Below are 26,374 nucleotides of genomic sequence, written 5' to 3' on the forward strand. Positions count from 1 at the left end.
CTTTTCAAACCACTCCTGAGTTCCTTTCCATGACGCATCCCTATCTTTTCCATGCCGGCGAAGCCACCGTCCTTGCCAAGGAAGGCCAGTTCACCGACGCCATGCCCGAGATCCTGATCGGCGCAACCGATGGTCCCGTGGGCCAGGCCTTTGCCAACATGATGGCGCAGAGCAAGGGCCACACCGCGATGTTCGCGATCCGCGCCTGCAACCAGCTCGTGCGACCCGCGACCATCATGGTGCCCAAGGTCACGCTGAAGGACGTGGCCAACATCGACCTGTTCGGTGGCGTGGTGCAAAGCGCAACCGCCGATGCGGTGGTCGATTGCCTGATCGATGGCATCATTCCCCGGGAACATGCCAACACGCTGTGCATCATCAGCCTGGTGTGGATCGATCCGCGCTGCGCCAAGGACGAGAACCTCGACAAGAAAGACATGTACCGCACCAACTACGAAGCCACCAAGCTCGCGATCCGGCGCGCGCTGAACAACGAGCCGTCGGTGGACGAGCTGATCGCCAACCGCCACCGCATCAAGCACGACATGGACGACTGGAGCTGACCTTGCCTTCGTTCGCGCTCCTCGACGACTGCGGCTCGACGCCCGCGCGGCCCACCAGCCGGCTGCACACCGGCTTCGTGCGCGAGCACCACTGCGCCGATCCGGCCGATCTCGATGCAACCTGGGCACACGTCGATGCCGACCTGCGGCAGGGCCTGCACGCGGTGCTGCTGGCCGACTACGAATGGGGCGCCAGGCTGCAGCGCGCGGGGCATGCACGGCTTGCGGCCGACGATGCCTCGGCGCTGCGCGTGCTGATGTTCCGCGAATGCGCGATGCTTTCGTTGGACGAGGTCGCCAGCTGGCTGGAGCAGCGCGAGGCGAGCGAGGCCAATCCGCCGCAGCCCGTCGGCGTGATGGATCTGCAGCCCAGCATCGACGAGCCGGCCTTCACCGAGGCCATCGCGCGCATCCACGACGCCATCGCCGCGGGCGAAACCTACCAGGTCAACTTCACCTACCGGCTGCAGGGCCAGGGCTACGGCTCGCCCGTGGCGCTGTACCGGCGCCTGCGCGAGCGGCAGCCCGTGGCCTACGGCGCGCTGATCGCCTTGCCCGAAAGCAATTCAAAGGCGGGACAGGGCGACATCACCCACGTGCTCTCGTGCTCGCCCGAACTCTTCCTGCGCCACGACGCGGGCGTGCTCACCGCGCGCCCGATGAAAGGCACCGCGGCCCGCGCCGATGCGCCCGAGGGCGACAGCGAGATGGCGCGCCGGCTCTCGGTCGACGCCAAGAACCGCGCCGAGAACGTGATGATCGTGGACTTGCTGCGCAACGACATCGGCCGCGTGGCGCAGATCGGTTCCGTCAAGGTGCCGACGCTCTTTGCCATCGAGCCCTACGCCACGGTGTTCCAGATGACCTCGACCGTGCAGGCACGGCTGCGCGCCGGTGTCGGCATGCCGGAGCTGCTGCGCGCGGTGTTTCCCTGCGGCTCCATCACGGGTGCGCCCAAGCATCGCACCATGGAGTGGATCGGCGAGCTCGAAAGTACGCCGCGCGGCCTCTACTGCGGCGCGATCGGCTGGATCGATGCGTCGGCGGAGGGCGCGGCCATCGGCGACTTCTGTCTGTCGGTGGCGATCCGCACACTCACGCTGGGCGCGCAGGCGAAGGGCCTGCGGCCGCTGCGGCTGGGCATTGGCGCAGGCATCGTGCAGGACAGCATTGCGGCCGACGAGTTCGAGGAATGCCTGCTCAAGGCGCGCTTTCTCACCGCGCTCGATCCCGGCTTCGAGCTCTTCGAGACCATGCTGGTCACGCCTGGCGAAGGCATCCGCTACTTGGACCGGCACCTCGCGAGGCTGGCGCGCAGCGCGCGTGCGTTGGGCTTCCGGTTCGACCGCGATGCCTCTATGCAGGCGCTGCGGGAGGCCTTGCCCGCGCTCGCGCCCGGCCAGCCCTCGCGCCTGCGGCTCGCGCTGGCGCACGGCGGGCGCATCGGCATCACGCATTCGCCGCTGCCGCCCTTGCCGCCGGGCGCAGTGAAGCTGCTGATTGCCGGCCAGCGGTTGCCCAATGCGAATCCGCTGGCGGCCTACAAGACCACCGTGCGCCAGCACTACGACGCCGGCGTGCGCGCGGCCGAACGCGCCGGCGCCTTCGACAGCCTGTTCTTCACCGAAGACGGCAGGCTCGTCGAAGGCGGGCGCAGCACCGTGTTCGCGCGCATCAACGGACGCTGGTGGACGCCGCCTGTTGCCGATGGCGCGCTGCCCGGCGTGATGCGCGGCGTGCTGATCGAAGACTCGATCTGGGAGGCCACCGAACGCAGCCTGTACCGGCAAGACCTGGAGGCCGCGCAGAAGCTCGTGGTCTGCAATGCGCTGCGCGGCGTGCTGCCGGCGCAGCTGGTTCGGCAACCGCAGCCGCACGAGGCGGCCGCCGCTTGAAAAGCCGGGCCCGCGCTTTGCTCGACCGAGGTCGCCGATGAAGCTGGCGCTGTTCGACCTGGACCACACGCTGATTCCATTCGACAGCGGCATGGCCTGGACGCGCTTCCTGGTGGCGCGCGGCGTGCTGCCGGCCGATGCCGAGACGGTCTACCTGGGCTATTGCCGGCAGTACGTGGACGGCACGCTGGACATCCGCGAATTGCATCGGGTCAGCGTCGCGCCGCTCGCGCGCTTCGGCATGGCCGCGCTGCGCCAATGGGCGGCGGAGTTCGAAGCCGAGATCGCGCCGCAGGTGCCCGTGCCGATGCGCGCGCTGGTGCGCAGGCACCAGGACGCGGGCCATGTCTGCGCCATCGTGACTGCCACCACCCGCTTCATCGCCGAGCCTTTCGGCCGCGTGTTCGGCGTGGCCGACGTGCTGGCGACGCGCTCCCTGGTGATCGACGACACGCTCGACGGCGGCATCGACGGCGATCCGTGCTTCGGCGTCCACAAGCTGATGCACGTGAACCAGTGGCTCGCCACGCGCGGCACGCGGCTCGAAGCACTCGAGCAGTCGTGGTTCTATTCCGATTCGGCCAGCGACCTGCCGCTCTTGTGCGCCGTGACCGATCCGGTGGCGGTGACGCCCGACGATCGCCTGCGCGCCCGGGCCGTCGAGGCCGGCTGGCCGATCCTGGAACGCAGCTGAGAGCCCGGATCGGGTTCGCGCGCTAGACCTGGATCAGCCCCCAGCGCAGCGCCACCCACGTGAGCTCCGCCTGGTTGGTGGCGCCCAGCTTCTGCTTGACGCGGTACAGGTGCGAGCCCACCGTGCTGAGCGAGAGGTTCAGCGTGCTGGCAATCTGCGCCACCGTCATGCCGCGCGCGAGCTGGATGAAGACCGAGAACTCGCGCTCGCTGAGCAGGTCGGCCGGATTGGCCTCGCCCTCGATCTGCGCCGTGGCCAGCGCCTGGGCGGTGTTGGCGTCGATGTAGCGGTCGCCGCGCGCCACGGCCTTCACTGCGGCAATCAGCGCATCGGGCGCACTGCGCTTGGCCAGGTAGCCGAGTGCGCCGGCGCGCAGTACGCGGCGCGGATGGATCGTGTCCTCGTGCGCCGACAGCGCCAGCACGCGCGCCTTGGGGTCGTGCGCCAGCAGGCGGCGCAGCGCCTCCAGGCCGCCCATGCCGGGCATCGACAGGTCCATCACCACCACGTCGGGCCGCACCTGCGGATAGTCCTGGCAGGCCTGCTCGCCGGTGTCGGCCTCGGCCGCCACTTCGATCTGCGCGTCGGCCAGCAGCATGCGAAAGCCCATGCGCACCAGCGCATGGTCGTCCACCAGCATCACTCGAATCGGCTGAATCGCCTGGGTCATGTGTTCTCCGCGGCGGCCGCCGGCAAGGGCAGGCGCACCGTCAATTGGGCGCCGCTGGGCGCGGCGGGTTCGAGGCGCAGGTCGCCGCCCAGGCTGTCGATGCGCTCGGCAAGCCAACGCAGGCCATAGTGCCCTGTGCTGGTTTCCCTTGCGGCGTCAGGGCCGGGCAGGCCGCGCCCGTCGTCGGTCAGCGTGAGCTTCACCGTCTGTTCGTCGCCCTGCAGGGCCAGCACGATATGGCGCGCCTCGCCGTGCCGCAATGCGTTGGTGATGCCTTCCTGCGCGGCGCGGTACAGCACCAGCGCGGTGTCGGTGTCGAGCCGCAGGCGGTCGAGCTCGATTTCCAGGTGCCACTCGACCTGCACGCCGCCATGGCTGTTGCGGGTTCGCTCGACCAGGTCCTCGAGCGCGGCCACCAGCCCGAACTTGTCGAGCACCAGCGGAGTCAGGCGCGGGATCATGCCGTGCATGGCCGTGTAGAGCCGCCCCGACTCCTCGGCGATCAGCCGCGCCGCCTGCTCTGACTGTGGATCGAGCGCCTGCACGCGCTGTGCGATCGACAGGGCCATGCTGCGCATCGCGGTGACCGATTGGCCCAGCTCGTCGTGCAGCTCGCGCGCGATCAGGCGGCGCTCCTGCTCGATCTTCTGGTCGACCCAGCGGCCCAACTCGCGGCTTTCGGAGAGGCGGCTCTCGGCGCGTACGGCGCGCCGTTCGGTCTCGATGTGCTGCTGCAGCATGCCGACCATGCGGTTGAAGGCGGCGCCGATGGCCGCCGCCTCGGTGCCGGGCAGGGCGCGCAGGGAAACGTCGAAGCGCCCGCTCTCGAGCTGGTTCAGTGCATGCACGATGTCCGCGAACGGGCGCGTCGCGCGGCCCACGAGCCAGAACACGCCGGCATTGACGACCGCCAGCAGGCCCAGCGCGCTGAGCGTCAGCAGCACGAAATCGTCCCACGCGTCGAGCACGGCGCGCGACGCGTTGGAATTCACCATCAGCTTGCCACCCGGAAAGGCGATGGACAGCTGCGACGGTGGCGGCGAGACAAGGCCGGCGAACCAATCCGGCGCATCGCGGCCGGCCTTGTAGATCGAAGTCGGCGAGCTGTACAGCACGCGATCCTCGCTGTCGAGCAGCGTGATGTCGTTGGAGCGCACGCGCCCGACGCCCTGCAGGAACGACAGCATGGCCGGCGTGCCCTGGGCCGCATAGAGCCAGGCGGTGCGGTTCAGCAGTTGCGCGGCCACGCGATTGGCGGCCACGACTTCCTCGTGCACCGATTCGCGCATGGCGCGCATCTGCAGCGCGAGCATGGCCGCGACGAACAGCAGCGTCAGCAGGCTGACGATGAGGTTGATCTTCAGGCGCAGCGTCATGGTGCGGGCGCATTGCCGAAATGGCCATGCCGCGCGTAGCCGTCGAGCGCGGCGACCATCGCAGAGGCCATGGCCGGGTGCGCGGGGTCGTGGCCTGCGCCGTCGACCCATTGCAACTGGCTGTGCGCCATGCGATCTTGCACGGCCTGTGCGCAACGCGGCGGGCAGATGCGGTCGTCGCGCGAATGCAGCAGCAGGGTGGGCACGCGGGGCAGTGCGGCCAGGCGGTCCAGCAGCGGGGGTGAATCGAGCCAGCAGCGGTGCAGCAGGTAGTGGCTCTGCACGCGATAGCGGTCGACCAAGGCGTCGAGCGTGTTTCGGTCGGGTTCGGCTGTTGGCGGCTCGCTGGTCGCCGCGTCCGCGCCGCGCGCGAGGCTTTGCTCCCAGCGCCACCAGGCGAGCGCGAGCTGCCGGGGCAGCGCGGCATCGCCATCGGCCGGCACTTGCTGCAGGCCGCGGGCCAGGAAGCCCAGCATGTCGCCGCGCTCGCCGGCCGGCGCCACGGACGCGAACCGCGCCCACGCGGCGGGTGCGCGGCCGGCGCTGTCCTGGAAGAAGGCGCCGATCTCTTCGGCGTTCGGCAGGAACACCGCGCGCAGCAGCAGCGCCGCCACCGCTTGCGGCTCGAACGCCGCATGGGCCAGCGCCAGCGTGGCGCCCCACGAGCCGCCGACCACCAGCCAGCGCGGCACCCCGAGTTGTTCGCGCACGCGGTGCAGGTCGTCGAGCAGGTCGGCCGTGCGGTTGTGCGCCGTCGCGCCGCGCGGCTGGCTTCGGCCGGCGCCGCGCTGGTCGATGCTGATCACGCGGTATCGCGCCGGATCGAAGAAGCGCCGCAGCAGCGGCGAGCTGCCCGAGCCGGGCCCGCCGTGCAGGACCACGGCGCAGATGCCTTCCGGATTGCCACCTTCTTCTACATGCAGCACGTGGCCATGCGGCACCTCCAATGCGTGGGTGCGCCAGGGCGGAGATTCGGGGTACAGGCCGGTGGGAAGCACGAGGGCGATGGTACGCGGTGGCCCTGTTGCCGCTATTCATGAAAATCATGAAGTGCGAATCATGATTTCATGGCTGGGTCTCGGTGGTTCATGGGTTCAAGATGGGGACCGGAGCACACGAAGTTCCCGCAGCCGCCACATGGCGCTGTGCAACCTTGCAGGAGACACCCTATGAAGTGGGAAACCCCGACGGCCACCGATCTTCGCTTCGGCTTCGAGATCACGATGTACGTCAGCGCTCGTTGAGCTGCGCCTCGCCACAACCCGCCCCGGCACTCCCGGGGCGGGTTGTTTAGAGCCCCTGCGTCTTTCTTCTTTTTTCATCTCCCGATGCGCATCACCGTCCTGGGCTCGGCCGCCGGCGGCGGCTTTCCGCAGTGGAACTGCAACTGCCCCAATTGCGCCGGCGTGCGCAACGGCACGGTGCGCGCCAGGCCGCGCACGCAGTCGTCGATCTTCGTGCGCCCCGACGAGGGCGAGGACGGCGTGCTGTTCAACGCATCGCCCGACATCCTGGAGCAGATCCGCAGCAGCCCCATATTGCAGCCCGCACGCGCGATGCGCGACACCGCCATCGCCGGCGTGGTGCTGATCGACGGCCAGGTCGACCATGCCACCGGCCTCTTCATGCTGCGCGAGCGCGGCACGCCGCTGCCGCTGTGGTGCACCGACCCGGTCGCCGAAGACCTGAGTGAGGGTAATCCCGTGCTGCGCGTGCTCTCGCACTACTGCGGCGTGGCGCGCCACGCGATCACGCTCGACGGCAATTCCTTCGAGGTGCCCGGCGTGCCCGGCCTGGTCTTCCGCGCGATGGCGCTGACCGGCAAGGCCGCGCCGTACTCGCCGCACCGCGAGCAGCAGGTGCCGGGCGACAACATCGGCGTGACCATTCTCGACCGCAGGAGCGGCGGGAGCCTGTTCTACGCGCCGGGCCTGGGCGCCATCACGCCGCCCGTGTTCGACGCCATGGCCAGCGCCGACGCGGTCATGGTCGACGGCACCTTCTGGACCGACGACGAAATGATTCGCCTGGGCGTGAGCAGCAAGCGCGCGCGCGAGATCGGCCACCTGCCGCAGTCGGGCGAGGGCGGCATGATCGAATGGCTGTCTAAGCTGCCCGCGACCACCGCGCGGCGCATGCTGATCCACATCAACAACACCAACCCCATCCTCGACGAGGACTCCGAAGAGCATGCGGCGCTGCGGCGCGCAGGCATCGAGCCCTGCGAGGACGGGATGACGATCCAACTCTGAAGAAGAGGCACCGAGCCCGCCATGCACGCCGACAGGATCCAGGACCCGTTCCACCCAGCCACAGGCAGCGAGAAAGCCGGCCCGGCATGGAACCGCGAGGAGTTCGAAGCCAAGCTGCGCGAGCGCGGCCGCAGCTATCACATCCACCATCCGTTCAACGTCATGCTCAACAGCGGCCGGGCCACGCCCGAGCAGATCCGCGGCTGGGTGGCGAACCGCTTCTACTACCAGATCGCGATTCCGATCAAGGACGCCGCCGTGCTCTCGAACTGCCCCGACCAGCAGGTGCGCCGCGGCTGGGTGCAGCGCATCCTCGACCACGACGGCTTCGAGCTCGGCGGGATCAAGGACGAAGGCGGCGTCGAGGCCTGGCTGCGCCTGGCCGAGGCCGTGGGGCTCGCGCGCGAAGAAGTGCGCGACCTGCGCCACGTGGTGCCGGCGGTGCGCTTCGCGGTCGATGCCTACGTGAACTTCGCGCGCCGCGCGCCCTGGCAGGAGGCCGTGTGCTCCTCGCTCACCGAACTGTTCGCGCCCGAGATCCACAAGCAGCGCCTGGCCACCTGGCCCGAGCACTATGCGTGGATCGAATCGGCAGGCCTCGACTACTTCCGCAACCGGGTGAGCCAGGCGAGGCGCGACGTGGAGCAGGGCCTGGCCATCACGCTCGACCACTTCGACACCCGCGCGCTGCAGGAGCGCGCGCTCGAGATACTGCAGTTCAAGCTCGACATCCTCTGGGCCATGAACGATGCGATGGCGACGCGCTACGGCGTGAACGGCGCATGACCGGGAACAAGACCATGCTCACCGCCGAAAGCAAACCCCGCGTCGGTCCCGGATTCCGCCTGCAGTGGGAGTCGGCGCAGGAATGCCATGTGCTGCTCTACCCCGAGGGCATGGTGCGGCTCAACGGCAGCGCGGGCGAGATCATGAAGCGCTGCGACGGCGAGCGCAGCGTCGCGGCCATCGTGGCCGACCTGGAGCAGGCCTTCGACACCACCGGGCTCGAGCCCGAGGTGCGCGGCTTCGTCGAAATGGCGGCGCAGCAGAACTGGCTGCGCTGGGACCCCCAATGACCGCCGCGCCGCCGCGCCCCGGGCCGCCGCTCTGGCTGCTGGCCGAGCTGACCTACCGCTGCCCGCTGCACTGCGTGTTCTGCTTCAACCCGGTGGACTTCGCGCAGCAGGAGAACGAACTGGGCACCGAGGACTGGCTGCGCGTGCTGCGCGAAGGCCGCGAGCTCGGCGCGGTGCAGTGCGGCCTCTCGGGCGGCGAGCCGCTCCTGCGCGACGACCTCGAGATCATCATTGCCGAGGCCGCGCGCCTGGGCTACTACACCAACCTGCTGACCTCGGGCGTGGGCCTCACGGCGCAGCGCGCCGCCGCGCTGAAGGCCGCGGGCCTGGACCACGTGCAGCTGTCGTTCCAGGACTCCACGCGCGAGATGAACGACTTCCTCTCGCACACCAAGACCTTCGAGCTCAAGAACCGGGTGGCGAAGATCATCAAGGACCAGGGCTGGCCGATGGTGCTGAACGTGGTGATCCACCGCATGAACATCGACCACATCGACCGCATCATCGAGATGGCGCACGAGATGGGGGCCGAGTACCTCGAGCTTGCCAACACCCAGTACTACTCGTGGGCCTTCGTCAACCGCGACCAGCTGCTGCCCACGCACGAGCAGCTGCGCCATGCCGAGGAGGCGACCGACGCCTGGCGCAAGCGGCTCGGCGAGCGCATGCGGATCTTCTTCGTGGCGCCCGACTACCACGAGGGCAAGGCCAAGAAATGCGTCAACGGCTGGGGCAGCATGTTCCTTACCGTGGCGCCCGACGGCACCGCGCTGCCTTGCCACACGGCCAAGATGCTGCCGGGCCTCGAATTTCCGAACGTGAAGGCGCACAGCCTGCGCGAGATCTGGTTCGATTCCGAAGGCTTCAACCGCTACCGCGGCACCGGCTGGATGAAGGAGCCCTGCGCGAGCTGCGACCAGCGCGAGCAGGACCTGGGCGGCTGCCGCTGCCAGGCCTACCTGCTGGCCCAGGACGCGGCCGCGGCCGATCCGGTGTGCGCGAAGAGCCCGGACCACCACCGCGTGGTCGAGGCGGTGGAACGCGCGGCCGCGCGCGATCCGGCGGCGCCGAAGGAGCATCCGCTGGTGTTCCGCGATCCCGCCAATTCGCGGCGGCTTTCCGCGGCCCTCGTCACGCCGGACGCGTGAGGCCGCGCGGCGGCAGGCTGCGATCGATCGCCTTCTTTTCCCGTTTATTTGGCCGCCGTTCGCGCAGCCAGCCCAGATCCGGCGCGAACCGCCACGCCAGCAGCAGCAGCGCCAGCAGCGCGGGAATCCACCGCAGGTCCGTGTCGGCCGGCAGATACTGGGCGTAGCGGCGGTCCAGCATGGCGGTCTTCAGTGCCTCGGGCGTGTTCAGGCGCCGGTAGTTCACGCCGACCAGTTCGGCCAGCGCACGCAGGTGGTCCTGCCGCAGCTCGGAGAGATGTTCATGGTTCAGCGCGCTGCCGATGGCCGAGCCCTGCACCACCTCGTCGGCCCGCCAGTAGCCGGCAGGCTCGCCGTTGCTGCCGGTCTTGGGAATCGGCATCGGCACGTCGCCGCCCACGCCGATCAGCCAGCCCTGGACTTCGCCGGGCTTGATGTCCGTCATGGGCGGCGTCTCGTTGATGCGCAGCGGGGGCGATTCCTGCCCGTCGCTGATGAAGACGAAATGGGTGTCGTGCCCTACGCTGCGGGCGCCGCGCACGGCCCAGGTCACGCCCTTGCTCACGTTGCTGGCGTTGGCCCAGCGCATGCGGCCATCGATGCGCTCGAGCGAGGCCAGCAGTTCCTCGTAGTGGCTGCAGACCTCGACGGGCGCGAGGATCACCAGCGAGCGGTAGTCCGCGAAAACGCTCCAACCCACTCTGGAGCCGCAGGGCAGCGCGCCCAGCACGTCGCGCATGGCGGCGCGCGCGAGCGTGAGGCGGCTGACCGCTGCGTGGTCCAGCTCCACGTCCTCGACATTCATGCTCTGCGTGATGTCGAAGCTGACCTGCCAGTTGAACACCGGCCGCTGCAGCTGCACGCGCGGCGGCCAGACGGCGAGCGCCAGCAGCAGCAGGGCCAGCACCAGCGGCCAGCTGCCGGTGCTGCCGCCGATGCGCTGCCAGGCGGCGCGCCACCGCTGCGGCAGCGGCGGCCTCATGGCAGGTCTCCGGCGACGAAGCCCGGCACCCGGACCCGGCGCTGCTCGTGCGCCGGCTGCTGCTCAGCGGAGAAGGCTTCCTGGTCCTCAGGCGCGAGCCGCAGCGCGCGCTCCAGGTTGTAGCGCGCATCCCAGTCCTCGGGCGCGGCGCGCAGCAGGTCGCGCAGCCGCTGCTTGCCGAGTTCGAACAGCGGCAGCGCGCCAGCGTCCTGCGCCATGCCCTGGCGCAGGTACATGTTGCCCAGGTTGAACAGCGCCTGCTGTGCGACGGGATCGCGCTCGCCGGCCTGGATCAGGCTCGCGTAGCCCTTGAGCGCGGCATCGTGCGCGCCGGCCTTCGAGAGCGCCAGTGCCTGCGCCAGCTGCAGCTCGCGCGGCGCCGAAAGCGGCGCCGTCGTTGCTTCCTTGCCGACCGGCGCGGCGGCGATGCGCGCGATCTTCGTGTTGAGGCTCATCGTCTGGCGCAGCCTCAGCCCGCGTTCCAGCGCCACGCCCACGCAGCACAGGCTCAGCACGCCGAAGACCAGGTGAACCGTGCGTCGCTTCATGGGCTTTCCTTCCGCCAGCTCTGCAGCTGCACCGCGCGGCAGGCGAGCAGGCCCGCGCAGCACAGCATCGCTGCAAGGTAGAACGCGGCGCCGTGGTCGCGCCGCGGAACCCGCTCATGAATGGTGAGTGGAAAATTCTGCTGCCGGTCGATCTCGGCCATGGCGGCGGCCATCGCGGTGGAATCGTCGACCTGGTAGAGCCGGTAGGGCGTGCCCAGCGTCTTGAAGAACTGGTGCAGCGCCAGTTCCTCGCCGAGGCCGTAGGCCGAGACCGTCTCGGTGTTGAGGTTGGGCGAATTGGGGCCGCTGCGCACGTAGATCCAGTACAGGCCGATCTTTTCGCGCGCGAGGCCGGCGTGGATGCGCTGGCGCGTCGGCTCGTCGAGCTGCGCCCCGCCGTCCGAAACGATCAGGATCACGCGGCTGCCCGAATAGCTGCGGCCTTCGAATTCCTCGATGGCGGCGAGCAGCGCCACGCCCATGCGGGTCTCGGGCAGGCCGCGGCCGACGGCGGTGGCGGCGAGCGCGGCCTGCACCGTGTCGGTCTTCTGCGTGAACGGCACCACCGCGATCGGCACCGTGCTGAAGGTCATGAAGGCAAAGCGGTTGTCGGGCCGCTTGGCCACGAATTCGCTCAGCAGGTCGCGCACGACCTTGGCCTTGGGCTCCTGCGACATGCGGCCCGCGGTCTGCAGACCGTTGGTGTGCACCGTCGCGTCCATGCTGCTGCTGCGGTCCATCAGGATCAGCACCTCGGCGCCGCGCCCGGCGCGCTCGACCACGGCGCCCGATTGCCCCGGCCCCGCGAGCCCGAGCACCGTAAAGGCCATGGCGCCGACCGCGAACGCGCGCCACAGAAAGCCGACCAGGCGGCCGATGCGATCGGCCGGCAGCCAGGCCACATACGAGAAGCCCAGTGTGTCGCTTCGCTTGCGCAAGAGCGGCAGCAGCGCGAGCGGCAGCAGCACGAGCATCCAGGGCTGGGCGAGGTCGAAGCGCATGGCTTTGTCGCCGGTCAATGCCGGTGGCGCTTTTCCGCGTTGCGCAGCGCGCGGCACAACGGCTTGAGCGGATAGGCGGCCTGGGGCTGCGCCGGTGCGGCGGCGCTTTCGGCGAAGAAAAAGCGCCGGGTCGACTCGCGGTAGAAGTCTTCCAGGCGCGGCTGCAGCGGGCGCAGATAGGGCGCGTCGGCCAGCAGTTGCGGCAGGCTGGCGCCGTGCACGACGCGGCCGGCGCTCCTGTTGAGCGCGCGGTGCAGCACGCGCCATGCCTCGGGGCTGCTTGCCGGATCGTCGATGCGCTTGAGCTCGCGCCAGGCATGCGCGAACGGAAGCTGCTGCGCTTCGCGCATGTTGCGCCAGGCCCACCAGGCGAGCCAGGCCAGCAGCACCGCGAGCAGCGCAAGGAGCGAGAGCTTCAGATGCTGTTCGATGGGATGGGTCGCAAGCGCCGCGATCGGGCGGTCCGGCCGCAGCGGCTGCAGGTCGCCCTGGCCGAAGGTTTCCGCCGGCGTCAGCGGCCCGATGCTGACCGGCCATGCGGGCAGCGCGATCGCCGGGCCAGAGCCGGTGGCGATCGTCAGGGCCGGCAGCGAGATGGCGGTCAGCGCGCGCGGCGCATTGATGAGCTGGTATTCGATGGCGAGCCAGCGCCGTCCCTCTGCATCGGTCTCGATGCGCGATGGCCTGCGTTCGAGCCAGAGATCGATGCGCGCCGCGGCGGGAAGCAGGCCGGGCTCGAGCGGCCGGCCTTGGTGTTCGAGCAGCACGCGCTGCGTGAGCACGTCGCCGAGCACATGGCCGAAGCTGCGCGGCTGTTCGATGGTTGCGGCTGCGGCTGCGGCTGCGGCGGGCGTGGCGGGATCGGCGGCGAGTGAAAAACCGGTGGGCAGGGCGGTCAGCACCAGCGCCAATGCCAGCGCTGCGGGATGAACAAGGTTCATTGCGCTCATGCCGCCGTCTCCAGGAAATAGCGCGTGAGCGCCTCGGCGTCGAAGCGGCCCTGCAGGTGAAAGGGCGGCATGCCGTGCGCGTTGAACAGGGCGGTGAGTTCGGCGCGGCGCGCCGCGACCGATTCGCGCCACCGCGCGCGCAGCGAATCGCGCATCCACAGGCTGCGCCGCGCGCCGGTTTCGGCGTCGCGCAGGGCGACCAGCGCGCGGGCGTCGGGCGGTTCGATCTCGGCCGGGTCCCAGGCCACCAGCGGAACGACGCAGGCGGGCGAGAACTGTTCGAGCAGTTCGCCGAGCGCGCCGACCGGCCAGTGGAAGTCGGACGCGAGAAACACCAGCCCGCCGCGGCCCACCAGCCGTTCGGTGGCGCGGCGCAGGCCCGCCAGCGCGTGGTCGTCCGTGGGTGGTGTGCCCGTGGCCGCAGGGCATTCGCGCAGCATCCGCGCCATCAGGCTGCCGTTGCCGCGGCTGTGGCGCGCGGGCACGAAGAGGTCTTCGCGCTCGCGCTGGTCGAAGGCCAGCAGGCCGACGGTGTCGCCGGCGCGAAAGGCGCTGTAGCCCAGCGCCTCGACCAGGTCGGCCACCACATCGAGCTTGCGCCGCTCGGCGCCGAAATGCATCGAGGCCGACACGTCGGCCACCACGTGCACGGGTATCGCCACGCGCAGCCGGTGGATGCGCACCAGCCAGTCGCCGCGGCCCTCGCGCACGCTCGCGCGCAGGTCGATGCGGCGCGGGTCGGGATGGTCGAACAGCCGCCGGTGCGCGGCGAATTCCTGCCCGCTGCCCTGGCTCAGGCCGCGCTGCGCGCCCGGACGCCAGCCGCCGAAGCGGCGCGGCAGCTGGTAGTGGAATTCGTCGACGCGGTCCATGGCATCAGGGGGCGGCGATCTTGTCCATGATCTGTGCCACCAGTGCTTCCGAGAGTTCTGCGCGGCGCAACTCGTACACGGGCGTGAAGAAGACGCGGTGCCCGAGCACCGAGGGCAGCACGGCCGCCAGGTCGGCCGGCTCCAGGTGCGAGCGGCCTTCGAGCCAGGCCACGGTGCGCGCCGCGCGCAGCAGTGCGCTCATGCCGCGCGGGCTGGCGCCGGCCAGGATCAGGCGGTCCATGTCCACGCCGTCGAGCCGGATGCCGAACTTCTGCGGCGCCTCGGTGGCCTCCCACACGTCGAGCACATAGCGCTCGATGGTCTCGCTGGCGCGCACGCTGAGCTGCACCTGCGCGCCGATGGCGTTGAGCCGGTCCCAGGGCAGGATGGCGGGCGCCACCTTGTCGATCAGGCTCTCGGTGTCGTGGTAGGCGGTGTCGAACACCAGCGACTGGCGGATGCCGCGGTCGCCGGGCTTGGGCATGTTCAGCTCGAACATGAAGCGGTCGCGCGCCGCCGAAGCCAGCTCGAAGGTCTCTTCGCGCTCGACCTTGTTGCGGTCGGCGAACACCGTCATGTGCGGAAAGCTGTACTCGCGGTCGAAGGCCGACACCGTGCGCTCGGCCATCGCGCGCAGCAGCAGCGACTGCACCTGCGGCCGCGCCCGGTTGATCTCGTTGAAGAAGAAGGTGACCAGGCGCTCGCCGTGGCGCAGCAGCGGCCCCGGGTCGATGCGTGGCCGGCCCTCGGCATCCACGTAGGTGTGATAGACCAGGTCGCCGGGCATCAGGTCGACCGTGCCCTCGACGCGCTCGAAATCGCCGCCGATGGCGCGCGAGAAGGCGCGCAGCACCGTGGTCTTGCCGACGCCCACGTCGCCCTCGAGCAGCACGTGGCCGCGCGCGAACAGCGCCACGTTGATGAGGCGGATCGTCTCGGCCTGGCCGATCACTGCTTTCGCGACTTCGCTTTCGACGCGCAGCGCGAGCCGGCGCCAGTCTTCGAGTTGTTCTTCGGTGCCCATGATGGTGTCCGGCGCCGCGGGCTACTTCGACTCCATCATCTTCTTCAGGTGGGCGAGGCCGCCGCGGTAGACGTCGGTCACGGCCTTGAGCGCCGCCTCGTCGTTGAGCTCGGGCGGCGGATTGTTGTTGGGAAATCCGCGATAGAAGGCGCCGCGCCATTCGACGACCGACTTGCCGCCGTCGGCCACCACCGAGAGCACGGAGGTGTAGTTGGTGACCGGCAGCGCGCCGCCGTCCTTGGCGCGGTAGTTGTATTTCATCTTCGCGTCGTCGTAGCCTTCGAGCGTCTCGACCAGCGTGCCACCGGACTTGAGCTTGACGGTGCGCACCGAGCCTTCGGCATTGCCCTTGTCGGCCGCGCTCTCGGCCACGGCCGGATGCCAGTCCTTCAGCGCATTGAAGTTCTTGATCCTGGCCCAGACGGCATCGGCCGGGGCCTCGATGGTGACTTTCTCGCTCACCTTCTGGCGCGTGGGCCCGTGGGCCTGGCTCGGTGCCGATGCGGCAAGCAGGATCGATGCGAGAAGAACGGAGAGCGCCCGTCGGCCGGAAGCGTGTGTCAGCATGGAAATATCCGTGATGAGGTGGAGAAAAGATCGGTCGTCAAAAATACGTCAGGGCTCGATCGGCGTGCCGATGAAGGCACCGAAGCCGCGGCTGTTCTGCCCCGTGGCAATGGTCTTGAGCTTCCGCCCGCTCGCGGCGTCCAGCACCTGCACGTTGTCGTCCATCCAGTTCACGACGTAGACGCGGTCGCCGTGCGCGGCAATGCCTTCGGGGTAGGCGAAGCCGGGGAGGGTGCGCAGCAGCTTCAGCGAGGCGGCGTCGATCACGCTGACCGAGTCTTCGTGCTGGTTGGTCACGTAGAGCAGCGCACCGCCCTGGGCCAGCGCCGCGCCGTAGGGGGCCTTGCCCACCTTCATCGTGGCGATGACGGCCGGGCGGCGGATGTCGCGCATGTCCACCACCGAGACGTCGTTGCTCTGCACGTTGAGCGCATAGAGGCGCGAGCGCGGGGCGTCGTAGAGCAGCGCGAACGGATGGCTGCCGACGCGCACGCGCGCCAGCACCCGCCGCGAAGCGGTGTCGACCACGGCCACGCGGTCGTCGTCGCGCTCGGCCACGAAAACGGTGGCGCCATCGGGATGCGCAGCCACGCCGGCGGGCGCGCGGCCGACCGCGACCGAGGCCAGGAACTTGGAGGCATCGCCGGCCTGTGCGTCGTACACCAGCAGGCGGCTGCTGTACCAGTCGGCCACGTACAGGCGCTTGCCGTCGGCCGAGATGTCGATGCCCACCGGCCCGTCGCCGGCCGACAGCGTGCTCACGACCTTCTGCTGGCGCATGTCGATGACCGAGATGGTCTTGCTGTCGGGATTGGAGACGAAGACCCGGCCAGCGCGGCTGGACGCCACCACGCCGGCCGGCGACCGGCCCACCGGGACGGTGGCCACCACCTGCTGAGAGGCAAGGTCGATCACCGACACGTCGTGGCTGCCCTGGTTGGTGATGTAGGCGAACGGCGAGGCCCAGGCCGAGGCGCACAGCAGCATCGCGGCAACTCCGGCGTGCACAGGTGTCGCGATACCCGGCATGGCGATCGGTCGGCCCGGGATGCGGCTCAGCGCGCGGTGGCAGGGCCGATGAAGCAGCCCTTGGTCACCTTGGCCTGGAGCGCCTTGTAGCGCTTGATGTCGGTCTGCAGCTTCTCCGAGTCGCGGATGTAGCCGCCGCGCTCGCCGCCGATGGTGGTGGCCTTGGCGGCGGTGCTCAGCTGCACATACTCGTCGTACTTCACTTCCCTGGCGAGCGCGTCGAGCGCGCAGGAGCACTTGTTCGTCATCTCGAAGTTGCCTGCGTCCGGATGCGCAGCGATGCATTCCTGCACGTACAGCACGCGGTCCACCGTGGGAAAGTCGTTCGCGTGCGGCGCGCCATGCACGGCCATCGGGAGGCCCAGAAGACAAAAGAGAAGGCGGACTGTTTTTTTCATGGCGTTCGCTGGAAGAATTTCGTGAGAGGCAACAGGCGCTAGCGCGCCGGCGCCTTCGCCCCCTCGATCAGGAGCTCCTCGACGACGAGGGGCTGGGCCGCGGCGCTTTCGCCCGGAATGGAAGTGCGGATGCCGTAGACGCCGCCCGGCACCGCGTCGGACAGCGTGAAGCGGTAGCTCTTGGTCGCGAACTTCTCGTACTTCGGCCGGTTCGGGTCGTCCAGGAAGGGGCTGAAGACGATTTCCTTGCCCTTGATGGCGCGGCCCTGGTAGCGCAGCGACACGTCGCGCACTTCGGCGGCCTGGTAGATCCCCATGCGGATGCGCTTGCGAAAGTGGTACTCGGAGCCGCGCGTGAGGCGCTTCATCTCGCGCACGTCGTGCTCCAGGAAATAGAGGATCACGGGATTGCCGTCGGCGGCCGGCACGTCGGGCACCTGCAGCTTGCGCGCACCGCTCAGGAACACGCCCTTGGCGTCGCAGCAGCGGCCGTCTTCCTTGGCGCTCAGGGACACGGTCACGCTGTCGGCAAACGATTCCTCGAAGCTGCCGGTCTTGCCGAAGGTGTAGCGCAGCAGCATGGGCGCCTGCAGGCCTTTCAGCTGCGGCGTCATGAACAGCAGGCGTTCGGCGGGCGAGAAGTCGCGCTTGTCGGGCTCGGCGTGCGAGGCCGGGAGAGACAGGAGCAGGACGCAGAGCGAAGCGGCGATGGCGAGGCGCATGGGGAAAGAACGGCAACTCAGTTGGTGGGAGTCCCGAACGATGCATCGACCAGCGGCACGCCGAACTCCTTCAGGATGGCCTGGATCTCGGGCGCCTTGGATTCGATCAGCCCCTCGACCTGCTGCTTCCATTCGCGCTCGCCGTAGCGCACGCCCATCGCCATCTGGTAGTCGAGCCGCAGGCCTTTTTCGGACTTGAGCGGCACCACGACGAGGGCCGGGTTCTTGACGCGCCGGGCGAAGAAGCCCGCAATCGGGCCCCAGACGACCACGGCATCGAGCTTGCCTTCCGCCAGGTCCTTCTCGACGATCTCGCCCGGGTATTGCGCGGGGTCGGCGCTCATGAGCTTGTAGGGCACGCCCTGCTCGAGCAGGCCGTGCTTGTTGAGCCACTGCGAAGCCGGCGAGCGGTCGTAGATGCCGATGCGCAGCGACTTGAGCTTGGCCGGATCGAGCTTGAGGAAGTCTTCCGCCGAGGCCACGTTGTCCATGCCCTTGCCCTTGGGAAAGACCAGTGCGTAGGTCGAACGGTAGTAGGGCTTGGTGACCGAGACTTCGTCGAGGCCGACGGGCACACCCATCACGATGTCGCAGGGGTAGTCCTGCCCCGGCAGCTTGAAGCGCAGCGTGTTGCGGAAGAAGGCCAGCCGCTGCGGGAACGAATAGTAGGTGACCGGAAGCCCCAGCGCCTTGCCGAACAGCTCGGCGATGCGGTTCTCGATGCCTTCTCCCTTGGTGTTGGAGAAGGGCATGTTGTTGGGATCCTGGCAGACGCGCAGCGCCTTGCGCGGCGGCGACTCCTGGGCCAGGGCCGGAACCAGCGCGCAGCAGCATGCCGCGCCCAGAAGGCCCGCCCGCAGGCGGGCGCCGAAGGAGAAGGGCCTGCCGGCGCGCGGCCGGGCGGTCATTTGTTTTCTTCCACTCGGGCGCGAGTGATGGCGCCGTCGGACCGGCCCTTGAGGTAGGCGTAGAGCTGGTTGATGTTGTCCATCACCGCCGGGTTGTTGCCGAAGCTCTGCATGCCCTTGTCCAGCCTGCCGTCGCGCACGACCTTGATGAACTCTTCCTTCTTCATCGTCTTGAGGCTGTTGATGAGGGACGGTCCCACCATCCCCTCCTGGTTGGGTCCGTGGCAGCGGTCGCAGGCCGCGGAGCGCCAGGTGCGGAAACCCTTCATGGTTTCGGGGTCCACCTTGTATCCCTCGGTGACTTTGTAGGGCGCGGGGTCTGGCGCGGCGACGGCCAGTGTGCAGGCCACGCCGGCGAGCAGGATGAGGGAAGGCAGCAACGTTGACTTACGAAATTTCATGGCTCCTGGGTCTCCGGTATCTTTTGAAAGTGCGTGGGGGAGAGCCCTCGAGCGAGTGCTCTCCCGGTTCGCATGTTGCGTCTATCTGTGCAATGACGCCTCGGTAGTAACGCCTCGGTAGTAACGCCTCAGTTGGGCAGCGCGAAGACAGTCAGCGAGCCGCCGAGCTCGGTGTACTGGGCGAGTTCCTTGTAGCCGCCGACGGCGCCCAGGCCCTCGGTGCTCTTCTCGGGGTCGATGCCTGCAGCCATGCCGATGCCGGCCCAGCCGCCAATGCCCGAGAACACGCCGACGTACTGCTTGCCCTTGTGCTCATAGGTGAACACGTTGCCGATGATGCCGGACGGGGTCTTGAACTTGAACAGCTCCTTGTTGATGTCCTTGGCATCCACGCACTTGAGGTAGCCCTCCAGCGTGCCGTAGCAGGAGATCCCGCCGGCGGTGTTCAGCGAGCCGCTCCACACCGAGAACTTCTCGGCCTTGGTCTGCACGATCTTGCCGGTGCCCGCGTCCCAGGTGATGAAGTTGCCCATGCCGCCATGGCTGCCCGGCGTGGGATACATCGAGAGCGTGGCGCCCACGTACGGCTGGCCCGCCGTGTACTCGACCTTGAACGGCTCGTAGTCCATGCAGACGTGGTTCGTCGGCACGTAGAAGAGCTTGGTGTTGGGGTCGTAGGAGGCGGGTTGCTGGTCCTTGCTGCCGAGGGCGGCGGGGCAGATGCCCTTGGTGTTGACGTCGGCGCCGTTCTGCGCGGTCGAGTACTTGGCCACCACCTGCGGCCGGCCGGTCTTCATGTCGACGTGCGTGGCCCAGTTCACCTTGGGGTCGTACTTCTCGGCCACCAGCAGCGCGCCGGTCACGCGGTCCAGCGTGTAGGCGAAGCCGTTGCGGTCGAAGTGCACCAGCGCCTTGGTCGGCTTGCCCTTGACGTTGATGTCCGCCAGGATCATTTCATTGATCCCGTCGAAGTCCCATTCGTCGAACGGCGTCATCTGGTAGACCCAGTTGACCTTGCCGGTGTCCACGTCGCGCGAGAAGATGCTCATCGACCACTTGTTGTCGCCGGGCCGCTGAGAAGGGTTCCAGGTCGACGGGTTGCCGGTGCCGTAGTACACGGAATTGGTCGCCTTGTCGTAGCTGTACCAGCCCCAGGTGGTGCCGCCGCCGATCTTCCACTGATCGCCCTTCCAGGTCTTCAGCGAAGAGTCCTTGCCTACCGGCGCGAGCTTGCCGTCGGTCCAGGTCATGGTCTTGGCCGGGTCCATCAGCATTTCTTCGTCGGGGCCGGTGCTGAAGCCCTTCCACGCCAGCTTGCCGTCCTTGATGTTGTAGGCTGCAAGGAAGCCGCGCACGCCGAATTCGCCGCCGCTGATGCCGGTGATGACCTTGTCCTTGAAGACGTGGGGCGCGTTGGTGTTGGTGGCACCGACCTTCGGATCGCCGTTCTTCACCGTCCAAACCACCTTGCCGGTCTTGCTGTCGAGCGCCACCAGGGTGGTGTCGGCCTGCTGCAGGAAGATCTTTCCTTCCGCATAGGCGAGCCCGCGGTTCACCGTGTCGCAGCACATGACCGCGATCACCGACTGGTCCTGCTTGGGTTCGTACTTCCACAGGATCTTCTGGGTTTCCACGTCGAGCGCGAACACCTTGTTCGGAAACGGCGAGTGCAGGTACATGACGCCATCGACCACCAGGGGCGAACCCTCGTGGCCGCGCAGGACGCCGGTGGAGAAGGTCCACGCGACCTGCATCTTGCCCACGTTGCTCTTGGTGATCTGATTCAACTTGCTGTATCGCTGGTTGAACATATCGCCCGCTTGCGTGGCCCAGTTCTTCGAGTTGGCGATGTTTTTCTCGACGTCGGCATTGGCTAGCGCCAAGGCCGGAAGAGCCAACATCGCGACGCCGACATGCCGTACGAGACGGCCGGCGATCTGCCTGGAAAACTTCATAGATGTCTCCTCACATTTCAGTGGGTTTTGAACATGGTCATGGCGGCAGCCTGCGGATCTTTCGATCACCTTGGCGAATGCTGCGGTCCGCAACATCCATGCCTGCCAGTTCCAGCCTGGAGCACTTCAAAAGCCCATGCGCGCTCCATGCGAAGACACGCGGCTCCGCTCGGGAGAGGCGTGTACGAGGCGGCGTTCGCGCAGCGCGCGGCGGCGTGCTGCTATGCGATCCGAACCTAGGGAAATCCCGAGCGTGCGATGCGCTGTCCGGCACCGCACGCCATGCATTGCCGTGGCCCTGCATCGTGTGCGCATCAAATTTGACGCAAAGTGTCTCGTGCGAAGTCACGGATGTCGAGCGGCCAGGGCTTGCAGCGGGCTGCAGCGGCTCTTGCGCGGGCGAATGAGTAGGGACTCATCACAGTGAAAACCCTCGACCGGCAGAGGCACAGAATTTGCGGATTGAAAGCAAACGGCAAATACCATTGAAACCCCCAAAGCCCGGCACATCCCATCGCTCTACATGCTGCGAACCATCGACTTAACCAAGCGCTATGGCACGCGCACGGCGCTGCAGTCGTTGTCGCTGCATGTGCCCGCGGGCCAGTTCGTGGCGCTGCTCGGGCCCAACGGGGCGGGCAAGTCGACGCTATTCCAGGTGCTCACGGGCATGTTCGCGGCCGACGAAGGCGAGGTCGAGGTGGCCGGCCATTCGCTGCGCCGCTCGGCGACCGCGGCGTTGCGGCACATCGGTGTCGTGTTCCAGCAGATGTCGCTCGACCTGGACCTGAGCATCCGGCGCAATCTGCTGTTCCAGGCCGACCTGCACGGCCTGCCGCGGCGGCTCGCGGCCGCGCGCATTGCGTCGGCCTGCGAGCGCCTGAACATCGACGCCGACCTCGACCGCAAGGTGCGCGAGCTGTCGGGCGGCAACCGCCGCAAGGTCGAGCTGGCGCGCGCGGGGCTGCACCGGCCGGCCGTGCTGCTGATGGACGAAGCCACCGTCGGGCTCGATCCCAAATCGCGCCAGGACTTGCTGGCCGCCCTGCATGCGGACGTGCGCGAGCGCGGCGTGTGCGTGCTGTGGGCAACGCACCGGGTCGAGGAGGCGGAGGAGGCCGACCGCGTGCTCGTGCTGCACAAGGGATCGCTGCTGGCCGATGGCACGCCGGCCGACGTGGGCCGCCAGCTTGGCGGCGCCACCCTGGAGGCGGGCTTCATCGCCCGCACCGCTTGATGATTGACGAATCCGAACCAACAAGAATGGAGACATCGCATGCTGCAACCTTCCTTCCCGGCTCCTGGCGCGCTGGTCCGCGCCGCTGCCAGCGCACTTGTGCTCGCCGCTGCCAGCGGTGCCGTGCTGGCCCAGGGCACCGCCTATGTCTCGAGCGAGAAGGACAACGCGCTGACGATGATCGACCTTGCCACGCTGGCGGTGAAGGGAACGATCCCGACCTGCAAGCGCGCGCGCCACATCCAGCTGACGCCCGAGCGCCAGATCATGGTGGCCTGCACCGACTCCAACCAGGCCGACCTGATCGACCCCGCGAGCGGCAAGTCGGTGCGGCGCATCGCGCTGGGCGACGAGCCCGAGGCCTTCGACCTGTCGCCGGACGGCAAGGTCATCTACGTCTCCAACGAGGACGCGGGTGAGGCCAGCTTCATCGACACCGCCAGCGGCAAGAAGCTGCGCTCGGTCAAGGTGGGCGCGGAGCCGGAGGGCGTCAAGGTCAGCGCCGACGGCAAGACCCTGTATGTGACCTCGGAGGTGGCGAGCCTCGTGCACGTGATCGACACGGCCACCGGCAAGGTCGTGAAGAACATCAAGGCCGGCAAGCGCCCGCGCCGCATGGCCATCACGCCCGACGGCAAGGAACTGTGGATCACCAACGAACTGGGCGCGAGCGTCAGCATCGTCTCCACCGCCACCCACGAGGTGATCGACACGCTGAAGTTCGAGGTGAAAGGCGCGCGCGCCGAGGACATCACGCCCGTGGGCATCCAGATGACGAGCGACGGCAAGCGGGCCTTCGTGGGCCTTGGCCGTGCCAACCACGTGGCCTTCATCGACGTGCCCAGCCGCAAGGTCGGCTCGCTGGTGCTGGTCGGCAAGCGGGCCTGGAACGTCACGCTCGACAAGGCGCAGGCGCGGCTCTACGTGGTCAACGGCTTGAGCGACGACGTGACCGTGGTCGACGTGGCCGGCGCCAAGGCCATCAAGAGCGTTCCGGTAGGGCGCGTGCCCTATGGGCTCGTGATCGTCGAATGAGGATGCGCGCAACGGCTTCCTGGCTGGCGGGCGCGTGGTTGATGTCGGTGGCGCTCGCGGCGCCGCTGGCGGCGGGCGCGGCGGTGCTCAAGGCCACGCTGATCACGCCGGACGACGATCCGCGCCTGGACCGCTCCCGCTTGGAGCGTGCCTACCTGGGCCACCCGGGCGGCCCGCTTTCCGATGGGCTCGAGGTCGCGCTCGAGGAGACCAAGTTCGAGCTCGAGGCCGCGGGCGCCGAAGTGGCGCTGGCCGCCGCGCCGGCCGCGTCCATCGAGGCCGCGCGCGCCGCGGCGGTGGCAGCCGAGAAGAGCGGCGCGGCGGTGCTGCTGACCGACCTGCCGGCCGAATGGACGCTCGCCGTGGCCGATGCCGTGAAGCTGCCGGTGCTGAACCTGGGCGACGCTTCCGACCGGCTGCGCCAGCAGGATTGCCGCGCCCGCATGTTCCACCTGGCGTCCAGCGAACGCATGCGCAGCGATGCGCTGGCGCAAACGCTGGTGTCGCGCAAATGGAGCAAGCTGCTCCTGCTGGTGGGCGGCAGCCCGCAGGACGCCCTGCGCGCGGCCACCGCGCAGGCATCGATCAAGCGCTACGGCCTGCAGGTGGTGGCCAGCAAGCCGTTCAAGCTCTCGGCCGACCCGCGCGAGCGCGACCTGGCCAACCCGCTGCTGCTCACGGCCGGCAACAATTACGACGCCGTGTGGGTGGTCGACAGCGACGGCGAATTCGCCCGCACGCTGCCCTACCGCACCGTGCTGCCGCGGCCGGTGGTGGGCGATGGCGGGCTGGTGGCACTGGCCTGGCATGCGCAGTTCGAGCGCTACGGCGCGCCGCAGGTCTCGCGCCGCTTCGCCAAGGCCGCGAAGCGCCCGATGACGGCGCAGGACTGGGCCGCATGGATGGCCGGCAAGACCCTGGCGGCCGTGGCCATTGCCGCGCCCAAGGGCCCGAACGCGGCCTGGGCCCAGGCCATCGGCAAGAGCACGCTCGACGGCTCCAAGGGCACCAGCCTGAGCTTCCGCGCCTGGGACGGCCAGCTGCGCCAGCCCATGCTGCTGACCGACGGCCAGGGCGTGATCGCGCAGGCGCCGGCCGAAGGCGTGCTGCACCCGCGCAACGTGCTCGACACGCTGGGCGCCGATGCGCCGGAGAAGCTATGTCCGATCGCGCGCTGAAAACGCAAACGCCCGCGGGCGAGAGCGCCGGCGAGCCGCTGGCGCGCCGCGGGCTGGGCCATGCGCTGCAGGCGATGCGCGCGATCATGCTGCGCGAGCTCTACAAGTTCTCGCAGCAGACTGGCCGGCTGGTGTCGGCGCTGGTGCGGCCGTTGCTGTGGCTGGCGGTTTTCGCGGCCGGTTTCCGCAACGTGTTCGGCGTGGCGATCGTCGAGCCCTATGACACCTACATTCCCTACGACGTCTACATCGTGCCGGGGCTGGTCGGCATGGTGCTGCTGTTCAACGGCATGCAGTCGTCGCTGGCCATGGTCTACGACCGCGAGATGGGCCTGATGCGCCTGTTGCTCACGGCGCCGCTGCCGCGGCCCTGGCTGCTGTTCTCCAAGCTCTGCGCCACCGCGCTGCTGTCGGTGCTGCAGGCGCTGGTGTTCGTGGCGGTGGCGGCGCTGATCGGCACCGAACTGCCGCTGCTGTCGCTCTCCGGCCTGCATGCATTGGTGGCACTGGCGGCCGGTGCGCTCATGCTGGGCGCGCTCGGGCTGCTGCTGTCGGTGCACATCAAGCAGCTGGAGAACTTCGCGGGCACGATGAATTTCGTCATCTTCCCGATGTACTTCCTGTCGACCGCGCTCTATCCGCTGTGGAAGCTGCAGGAGTCGGGCGCCGAATGGGTGTACCAGCTGGCGCGCTTCAATCCCTTCACTTACGCGGTGGAATGGATCCGCTTTGCGCTCTACGGCAAGGACCCGGGCCTGGCGCCTTATGTGGTGCTGGGCTGCCTGGTCGTTTTCTTCGGGCTCGCCTGCTGGGGCTACGATCCGCAGCGCGGCTTCGGCGGCCTCACCAAGCGCGGAGGGGGCGGACCATGAGCCGGAGGCGGGCCATGGACGGGCAGGGCGGTCCCACCCGGCGCGGCTGGCTGCGCGCGGCCGGCGCGCTGGCGCTGGGCGCGTTGCCATTGGCCCGGGCGATGGCTTCGACCGAGCCCTTTCCTTCGCGCCCCGTCACGCTGTGGGTGCCATGGCCCGCGGGCGGCGCCACGGACATCTCGCTGCGGATCCTGGCCGAACTGGCCTCGGTTGCGCTCGGGCAGCCGGTGCTGACCGAAAACCGCGGCGGCGCCGGCGGCACACTGGCCATGCCGGTGCTGCAGCAGGCGCGGCCCGACGGCTACACCATCGCCCAGATGCCGCAGCCGGTGTTCCGTGCGCCGCACACGCAGAAGGTGCTGTGGGACCCGATCCGCGACGTCACGCCGATCATCCAGGTGTCCAGCGTCACCTTCGGTGTGCTGGTCGCGGCCGGCAGCCCTGCAAGGTCGCTCGAAGACATGTTCGCATTCGCGCGGGCCCGGCCCGGCGAGCTGACCATTGCCACCAATGGCATCGGGACCACGCCGCACATGGTGCTGGAGGAGCTGTTCACGGCGCGCGGCCTGCGCTACATCCATGTGCCGTACAAGGGCACGGCCGAGCAGCTCAACGCGATTGCGGGCGGGCAGGTGATGGCCGGCGTCAATTCCACCGGCTTCGGGCCGGCCGTCGATGCGGGCACGCTGCGGCTGCTGGCGATCTTTTCCGGCGAGCGTTCGAAGCGCTGGCCCCAGGTGCCCGTGCTGCGCGAGCTCGGCTTCGACATCGTGGCCAAGTCGCCCTACGGGCTGGCCGGTCCGCGCGGCCTGTCGCGCGGCGTGGTGACGGTGCTGCACGACGCCTTCAAGAAAGCCATGTTCGACCAGCGCTTCAAGGACGAACTCGCCAAGTACGACCAGGAGGTCGACTACCTCGGCCCGGAGGCCTATGCGCAGTCGTGCCGCGAAATCTTCGCGCAGGAGCGCGCCATCGTCGAAAAGCTGGGCCTCACGCGCACCGGCACTTGAGGAGGAGAACG

29 protein-coding genes are annotated in these 26,374 nt (G+C 68.7%); 13 read left to right on the forward strand and 16 right to left on the reverse strand.

All coding sequences use genetic code 11. The features are described 5' to 3' along the window. Window positions 1-29 precede the first annotated feature (29 nt). Genes fae through EJO66_RS06920 form a run of 3 tightly spaced genes read left to right on the forward strand, consistent with a single transcriptional unit; the run spans window position 30 to window position 3,152 of the window. Window positions 30-563, forward strand: coding sequence for a formaldehyde-activating enzyme (fae, locus tag EJO66_RS06910; RefSeq protein WP_124958043.1), 534 nt, complete (start codon window positions 30-32; stop codon window positions 561-563). A gap of 2 nt (window positions 564-565) precedes the next feature. Further along, a complete protein-coding gene (pabB, locus tag EJO66_RS06915) occupies window positions 566-2,458 on the forward strand; it encodes an aminodeoxychorismate synthase component I (RefSeq protein WP_124958042.1) in 1,893 nt (630 codons plus the stop codon). A 37-nt stretch (window positions 2,459-2,495) separates the two neighbouring features. Continuing rightward, window positions 2,496-3,152, forward strand: coding sequence for an HAD family hydrolase (locus tag EJO66_RS06920; RefSeq protein ID WP_124958041.1), 657 nt, complete (start codon window positions 2,496-2,498; stop codon window positions 3,150-3,152). 22 nt (window positions 3,153-3,174) lie between these two features. Here the strand turns inward: EJO66_RS06920 and EJO66_RS06925 are convergent, their stop codons facing one another. From EJO66_RS06925 to EJO66_RS06935, 3 genes are read right to left on the reverse strand one after another with little or no spacing between them, the layout of a single operon-like run. Continuing rightward, on the reverse strand, window positions 3,175-3,822 hold the full coding sequence (locus tag EJO66_RS06925; RefSeq protein WP_021007691.1) for a response regulator: 648 nt from the start codon (window positions 3,820-3,822) through the stop codon (window positions 3,175-3,177). Next, complete coding sequence (locus EJO66_RS06930) at window positions 3,819-5,198, reverse strand: ATP-binding protein (RefSeq protein WP_124958040.1); 1,380 nt, start codon at window positions 5,196-5,198, stop codon at window positions 3,819-3,821. The genes EJO66_RS06925 and EJO66_RS06930 overlap by 4 nt, the downstream gene beginning before the upstream one ends. Next, window positions 5,195-6,196, reverse strand: a complete 1,002-nt coding sequence (locus tag EJO66_RS06935) for an alpha/beta fold hydrolase (protein ID WP_124958039.1) — start codon at window positions 6,194-6,196, stop codon at window positions 5,195-5,197. The genes EJO66_RS06930 and EJO66_RS06935 overlap by 4 nt, the downstream gene beginning before the upstream one ends. A gap of 171 nt (window positions 6,197-6,367) precedes the next feature. Here EJO66_RS06935 and pqqA point away from each other — a divergent pair, with 171 nt between their 5' ends. The 5 genes from pqqA (at window position 6,368) to pqqE (ending at window position 9,674) form a co-directional block, all read left to right on the forward strand. Then, window positions 6,368-6,442, forward strand: a complete 75-nt coding sequence (gene pqqA, locus EJO66_RS06940) for a pyrroloquinoline quinone precursor peptide PqqA (RefSeq protein ID WP_010100094.1) — start codon at window positions 6,368-6,370, stop codon at window positions 6,440-6,442. Between the two features lie 84 nt (window positions 6,443-6,526). After that, window positions 6,527-7,450, forward strand: coding sequence for a pyrroloquinoline quinone biosynthesis protein PqqB (pqqB, locus tag EJO66_RS06945; protein WP_124958038.1), 924 nt, complete (start codon window positions 6,527-6,529; stop codon window positions 7,448-7,450). Window positions 7,451-7,471: 21 nt separating this feature from the next. Then, a complete protein-coding gene (gene pqqC / locus EJO66_RS06950; RefSeq protein WP_124958037.1) occupies window positions 7,472-8,236 on the forward strand; it encodes a pyrroloquinoline-quinone synthase PqqC in 765 nt (254 codons plus the stop codon). Next, window positions 8,233-8,526 carry a pyrroloquinoline quinone biosynthesis peptide chaperone PqqD gene (gene pqqD / locus EJO66_RS06955; protein WP_124958036.1) on the forward strand — a complete coding sequence of 98 codons (294 nt, stop codon included), beginning with the start codon at window positions 8,233-8,235 and terminating at the stop codon, window positions 8,524-8,526. The genes pqqC and pqqD overlap by 4 nt, the downstream gene beginning before the upstream one ends. Beyond that, window positions 8,523-9,674 carry a pyrroloquinoline quinone biosynthesis protein PqqE gene (pqqE, locus tag EJO66_RS06960; RefSeq protein WP_125964800.1) on the forward strand — a complete coding sequence of 384 codons (1,152 nt, stop codon included), beginning with the start codon at window positions 8,523-8,525 and terminating at the stop codon, window positions 9,672-9,674. The genes pqqD and pqqE overlap by 4 nt, the downstream gene beginning before the upstream one ends. Here the strand turns inward: pqqE and EJO66_RS06965 are convergent. The 13 genes from EJO66_RS06965 to EJO66_RS07025 form a co-directional block, all read right to left on the reverse strand. Then, window positions 9,658-10,656 carry a VWA domain-containing protein gene (locus EJO66_RS06965; RefSeq protein ID WP_124958034.1) on the reverse strand — a complete coding sequence of 333 codons (999 nt, stop codon included), beginning with the start codon at window positions 10,654-10,656 and terminating at the stop codon, window positions 9,658-9,660. The genes pqqE and EJO66_RS06965 overlap by 17 nt on opposite strands. Beyond that, on the reverse strand, window positions 10,653-11,204 hold the full coding sequence (locus EJO66_RS06970) for an MxaK protein (RefSeq protein WP_124958033.1): 552 nt from the start codon (window positions 11,202-11,204) through the stop codon (window positions 10,653-10,655). The genes EJO66_RS06965 and EJO66_RS06970 overlap by 4 nt, the downstream gene beginning before the upstream one ends. Next, complete coding sequence (locus EJO66_RS06975; RefSeq protein ID WP_125964801.1) at window positions 11,201-12,205, reverse strand: vWA domain-containing protein; 1,005 nt, start codon at window positions 12,203-12,205, stop codon at window positions 11,201-11,203. Before EJO66_RS06975 ends, EJO66_RS06970 begins: the two co-directional genes overlap by 4 nt. Window positions 12,206-12,219: 14 nt before the next feature. Next, complete coding sequence (locus tag EJO66_RS06980) at window positions 12,220-13,146, reverse strand: calcium incorporation protein MxaA (RefSeq protein ID WP_125964852.1); 927 nt, start codon at window positions 13,144-13,146, stop codon at window positions 12,220-12,222. Window positions 13,147-13,151: 5 nt separating this feature from the next. Beyond that, the gene (locus EJO66_RS06985; RefSeq protein WP_125964802.1) at window positions 13,152-14,027 is read right to left on the reverse strand and encodes a DUF58 domain-containing protein; all 876 of its coding nucleotides are present in this window, start codon (window positions 14,025-14,027) and stop codon (window positions 13,152-13,154) included. Window positions 14,028-14,031: 4 nt separating this feature from the next. Beyond that, window positions 14,032-15,051 (reverse strand): AAA family ATPase, encoded by a 1,020-nt coding sequence (locus EJO66_RS06990; RefSeq protein ID WP_125964803.1) that lies wholly within the window; start codon window positions 15,049-15,051, stop codon window positions 14,032-14,034. Between the two features lie 21 nt (window positions 15,052-15,072). Further along, the gene (locus tag EJO66_RS06995) at window positions 15,073-15,618 is read right to left on the reverse strand and encodes an SRPBCC family protein (protein WP_125964804.1); all 546 of its coding nucleotides are present in this window, start codon (window positions 15,616-15,618) and stop codon (window positions 15,073-15,075) included. Between the two features lie 48 nt (window positions 15,619-15,666). Continuing rightward, a complete protein-coding gene (locus EJO66_RS07000) occupies window positions 15,667-16,626 on the reverse strand; it encodes a YVTN family beta-propeller repeat protein (RefSeq protein ID WP_240648525.1) in 960 nt (319 codons plus the stop codon). 47 nt (window positions 16,627-16,673) lie between these two features. Next, entirely contained in the window at window positions 16,674-17,045 is a 372-nt protein-coding gene (locus tag EJO66_RS07005) for a hypothetical protein (RefSeq protein WP_223262224.1), read from the reverse strand. Between the two features lie 38 nt (window positions 17,046-17,083). Then, a complete protein-coding gene (locus EJO66_RS07010) occupies window positions 17,084-17,767 on the reverse strand; it encodes a hypothetical protein (protein WP_125964806.1) in 684 nt (227 codons plus the stop codon). 17 nt (window positions 17,768-17,784) lie between these two features. Then, a complete protein-coding gene (locus EJO66_RS07015) occupies window positions 17,785-18,675 on the reverse strand; it encodes a substrate-binding domain-containing protein (protein WP_124958025.1) in 891 nt (296 codons plus the stop codon). Next, window positions 18,672-19,076: a c-type cytochrome gene (locus EJO66_RS07020; RefSeq protein WP_124958024.1), complete on the reverse strand. Its 405-nt coding sequence runs from the start codon at window positions 19,074-19,076 to the stop codon at window positions 18,672-18,674. The genes EJO66_RS07015 and EJO66_RS07020 overlap by 4 nt, the downstream gene beginning before the upstream one ends. Window positions 19,077-19,204: 128 nt before the next feature. Next, window positions 19,205-20,977: a methanol/ethanol family PQQ-dependent dehydrogenase gene (locus EJO66_RS07025; protein WP_399281405.1), complete on the reverse strand. Its 1,773-nt coding sequence runs from the start codon at window positions 20,975-20,977 to the stop codon at window positions 19,205-19,207. 577 nt (window positions 20,978-21,554) lie between these two features. Here EJO66_RS07025 and EJO66_RS07030 point away from each other — a divergent pair. From EJO66_RS07030 to EJO66_RS07050, 5 genes are read left to right on the forward strand one after another with little or no spacing between them, the layout of a single operon-like run. Then, window positions 21,555-22,268 (forward strand): ABC transporter ATP-binding protein, encoded by a 714-nt coding sequence (locus tag EJO66_RS07030; protein ID WP_124958022.1) that lies wholly within the window; start codon window positions 21,555-21,557, stop codon window positions 22,266-22,268. A 39-nt stretch (window positions 22,269-22,307) separates the two neighbouring features. Then, window positions 22,308-23,303: a PQQ-dependent catabolism-associated beta-propeller protein gene (locus EJO66_RS07035; protein ID WP_125964807.1), complete on the forward strand. Its 996-nt coding sequence runs from the start codon at window positions 22,308-22,310 to the stop codon at window positions 23,301-23,303. Continuing rightward, complete coding sequence (locus EJO66_RS07040) at window positions 23,300-24,481, forward strand: type 1 periplasmic-binding domain-containing protein (RefSeq protein ID WP_125964808.1); 1,182 nt, start codon at window positions 23,300-23,302, stop codon at window positions 24,479-24,481. The genes EJO66_RS07035 and EJO66_RS07040 overlap by 4 nt, the downstream gene beginning before the upstream one ends. Further along, window positions 24,463-25,353, forward strand: coding sequence for an ABC transporter permease (locus tag EJO66_RS07045; protein WP_125964809.1), 891 nt, complete (start codon window positions 24,463-24,465; stop codon window positions 25,351-25,353). The genes EJO66_RS07040 and EJO66_RS07045 overlap by 19 nt, the downstream gene beginning before the upstream one ends. Beyond that, window positions 25,350-26,363, forward strand: a complete 1,014-nt coding sequence (locus EJO66_RS07050; protein WP_125964810.1) for a tripartite tricarboxylate transporter substrate binding protein — start codon at window positions 25,350-25,352, stop codon at window positions 26,361-26,363. The genes EJO66_RS07045 and EJO66_RS07050 overlap by 4 nt, the downstream gene beginning before the upstream one ends. Window positions 26,364-26,374: the final 11 nt, after the last annotated feature.

Source organism: Variovorax beijingensis, assembly GCF_003951285.1.
In the GTDB taxonomy this organism is placed as follows: Bacteria; Pseudomonadota; Gammaproteobacteria; order Burkholderiales; family Burkholderiaceae_C; genus Variovorax; species Variovorax beijingensis.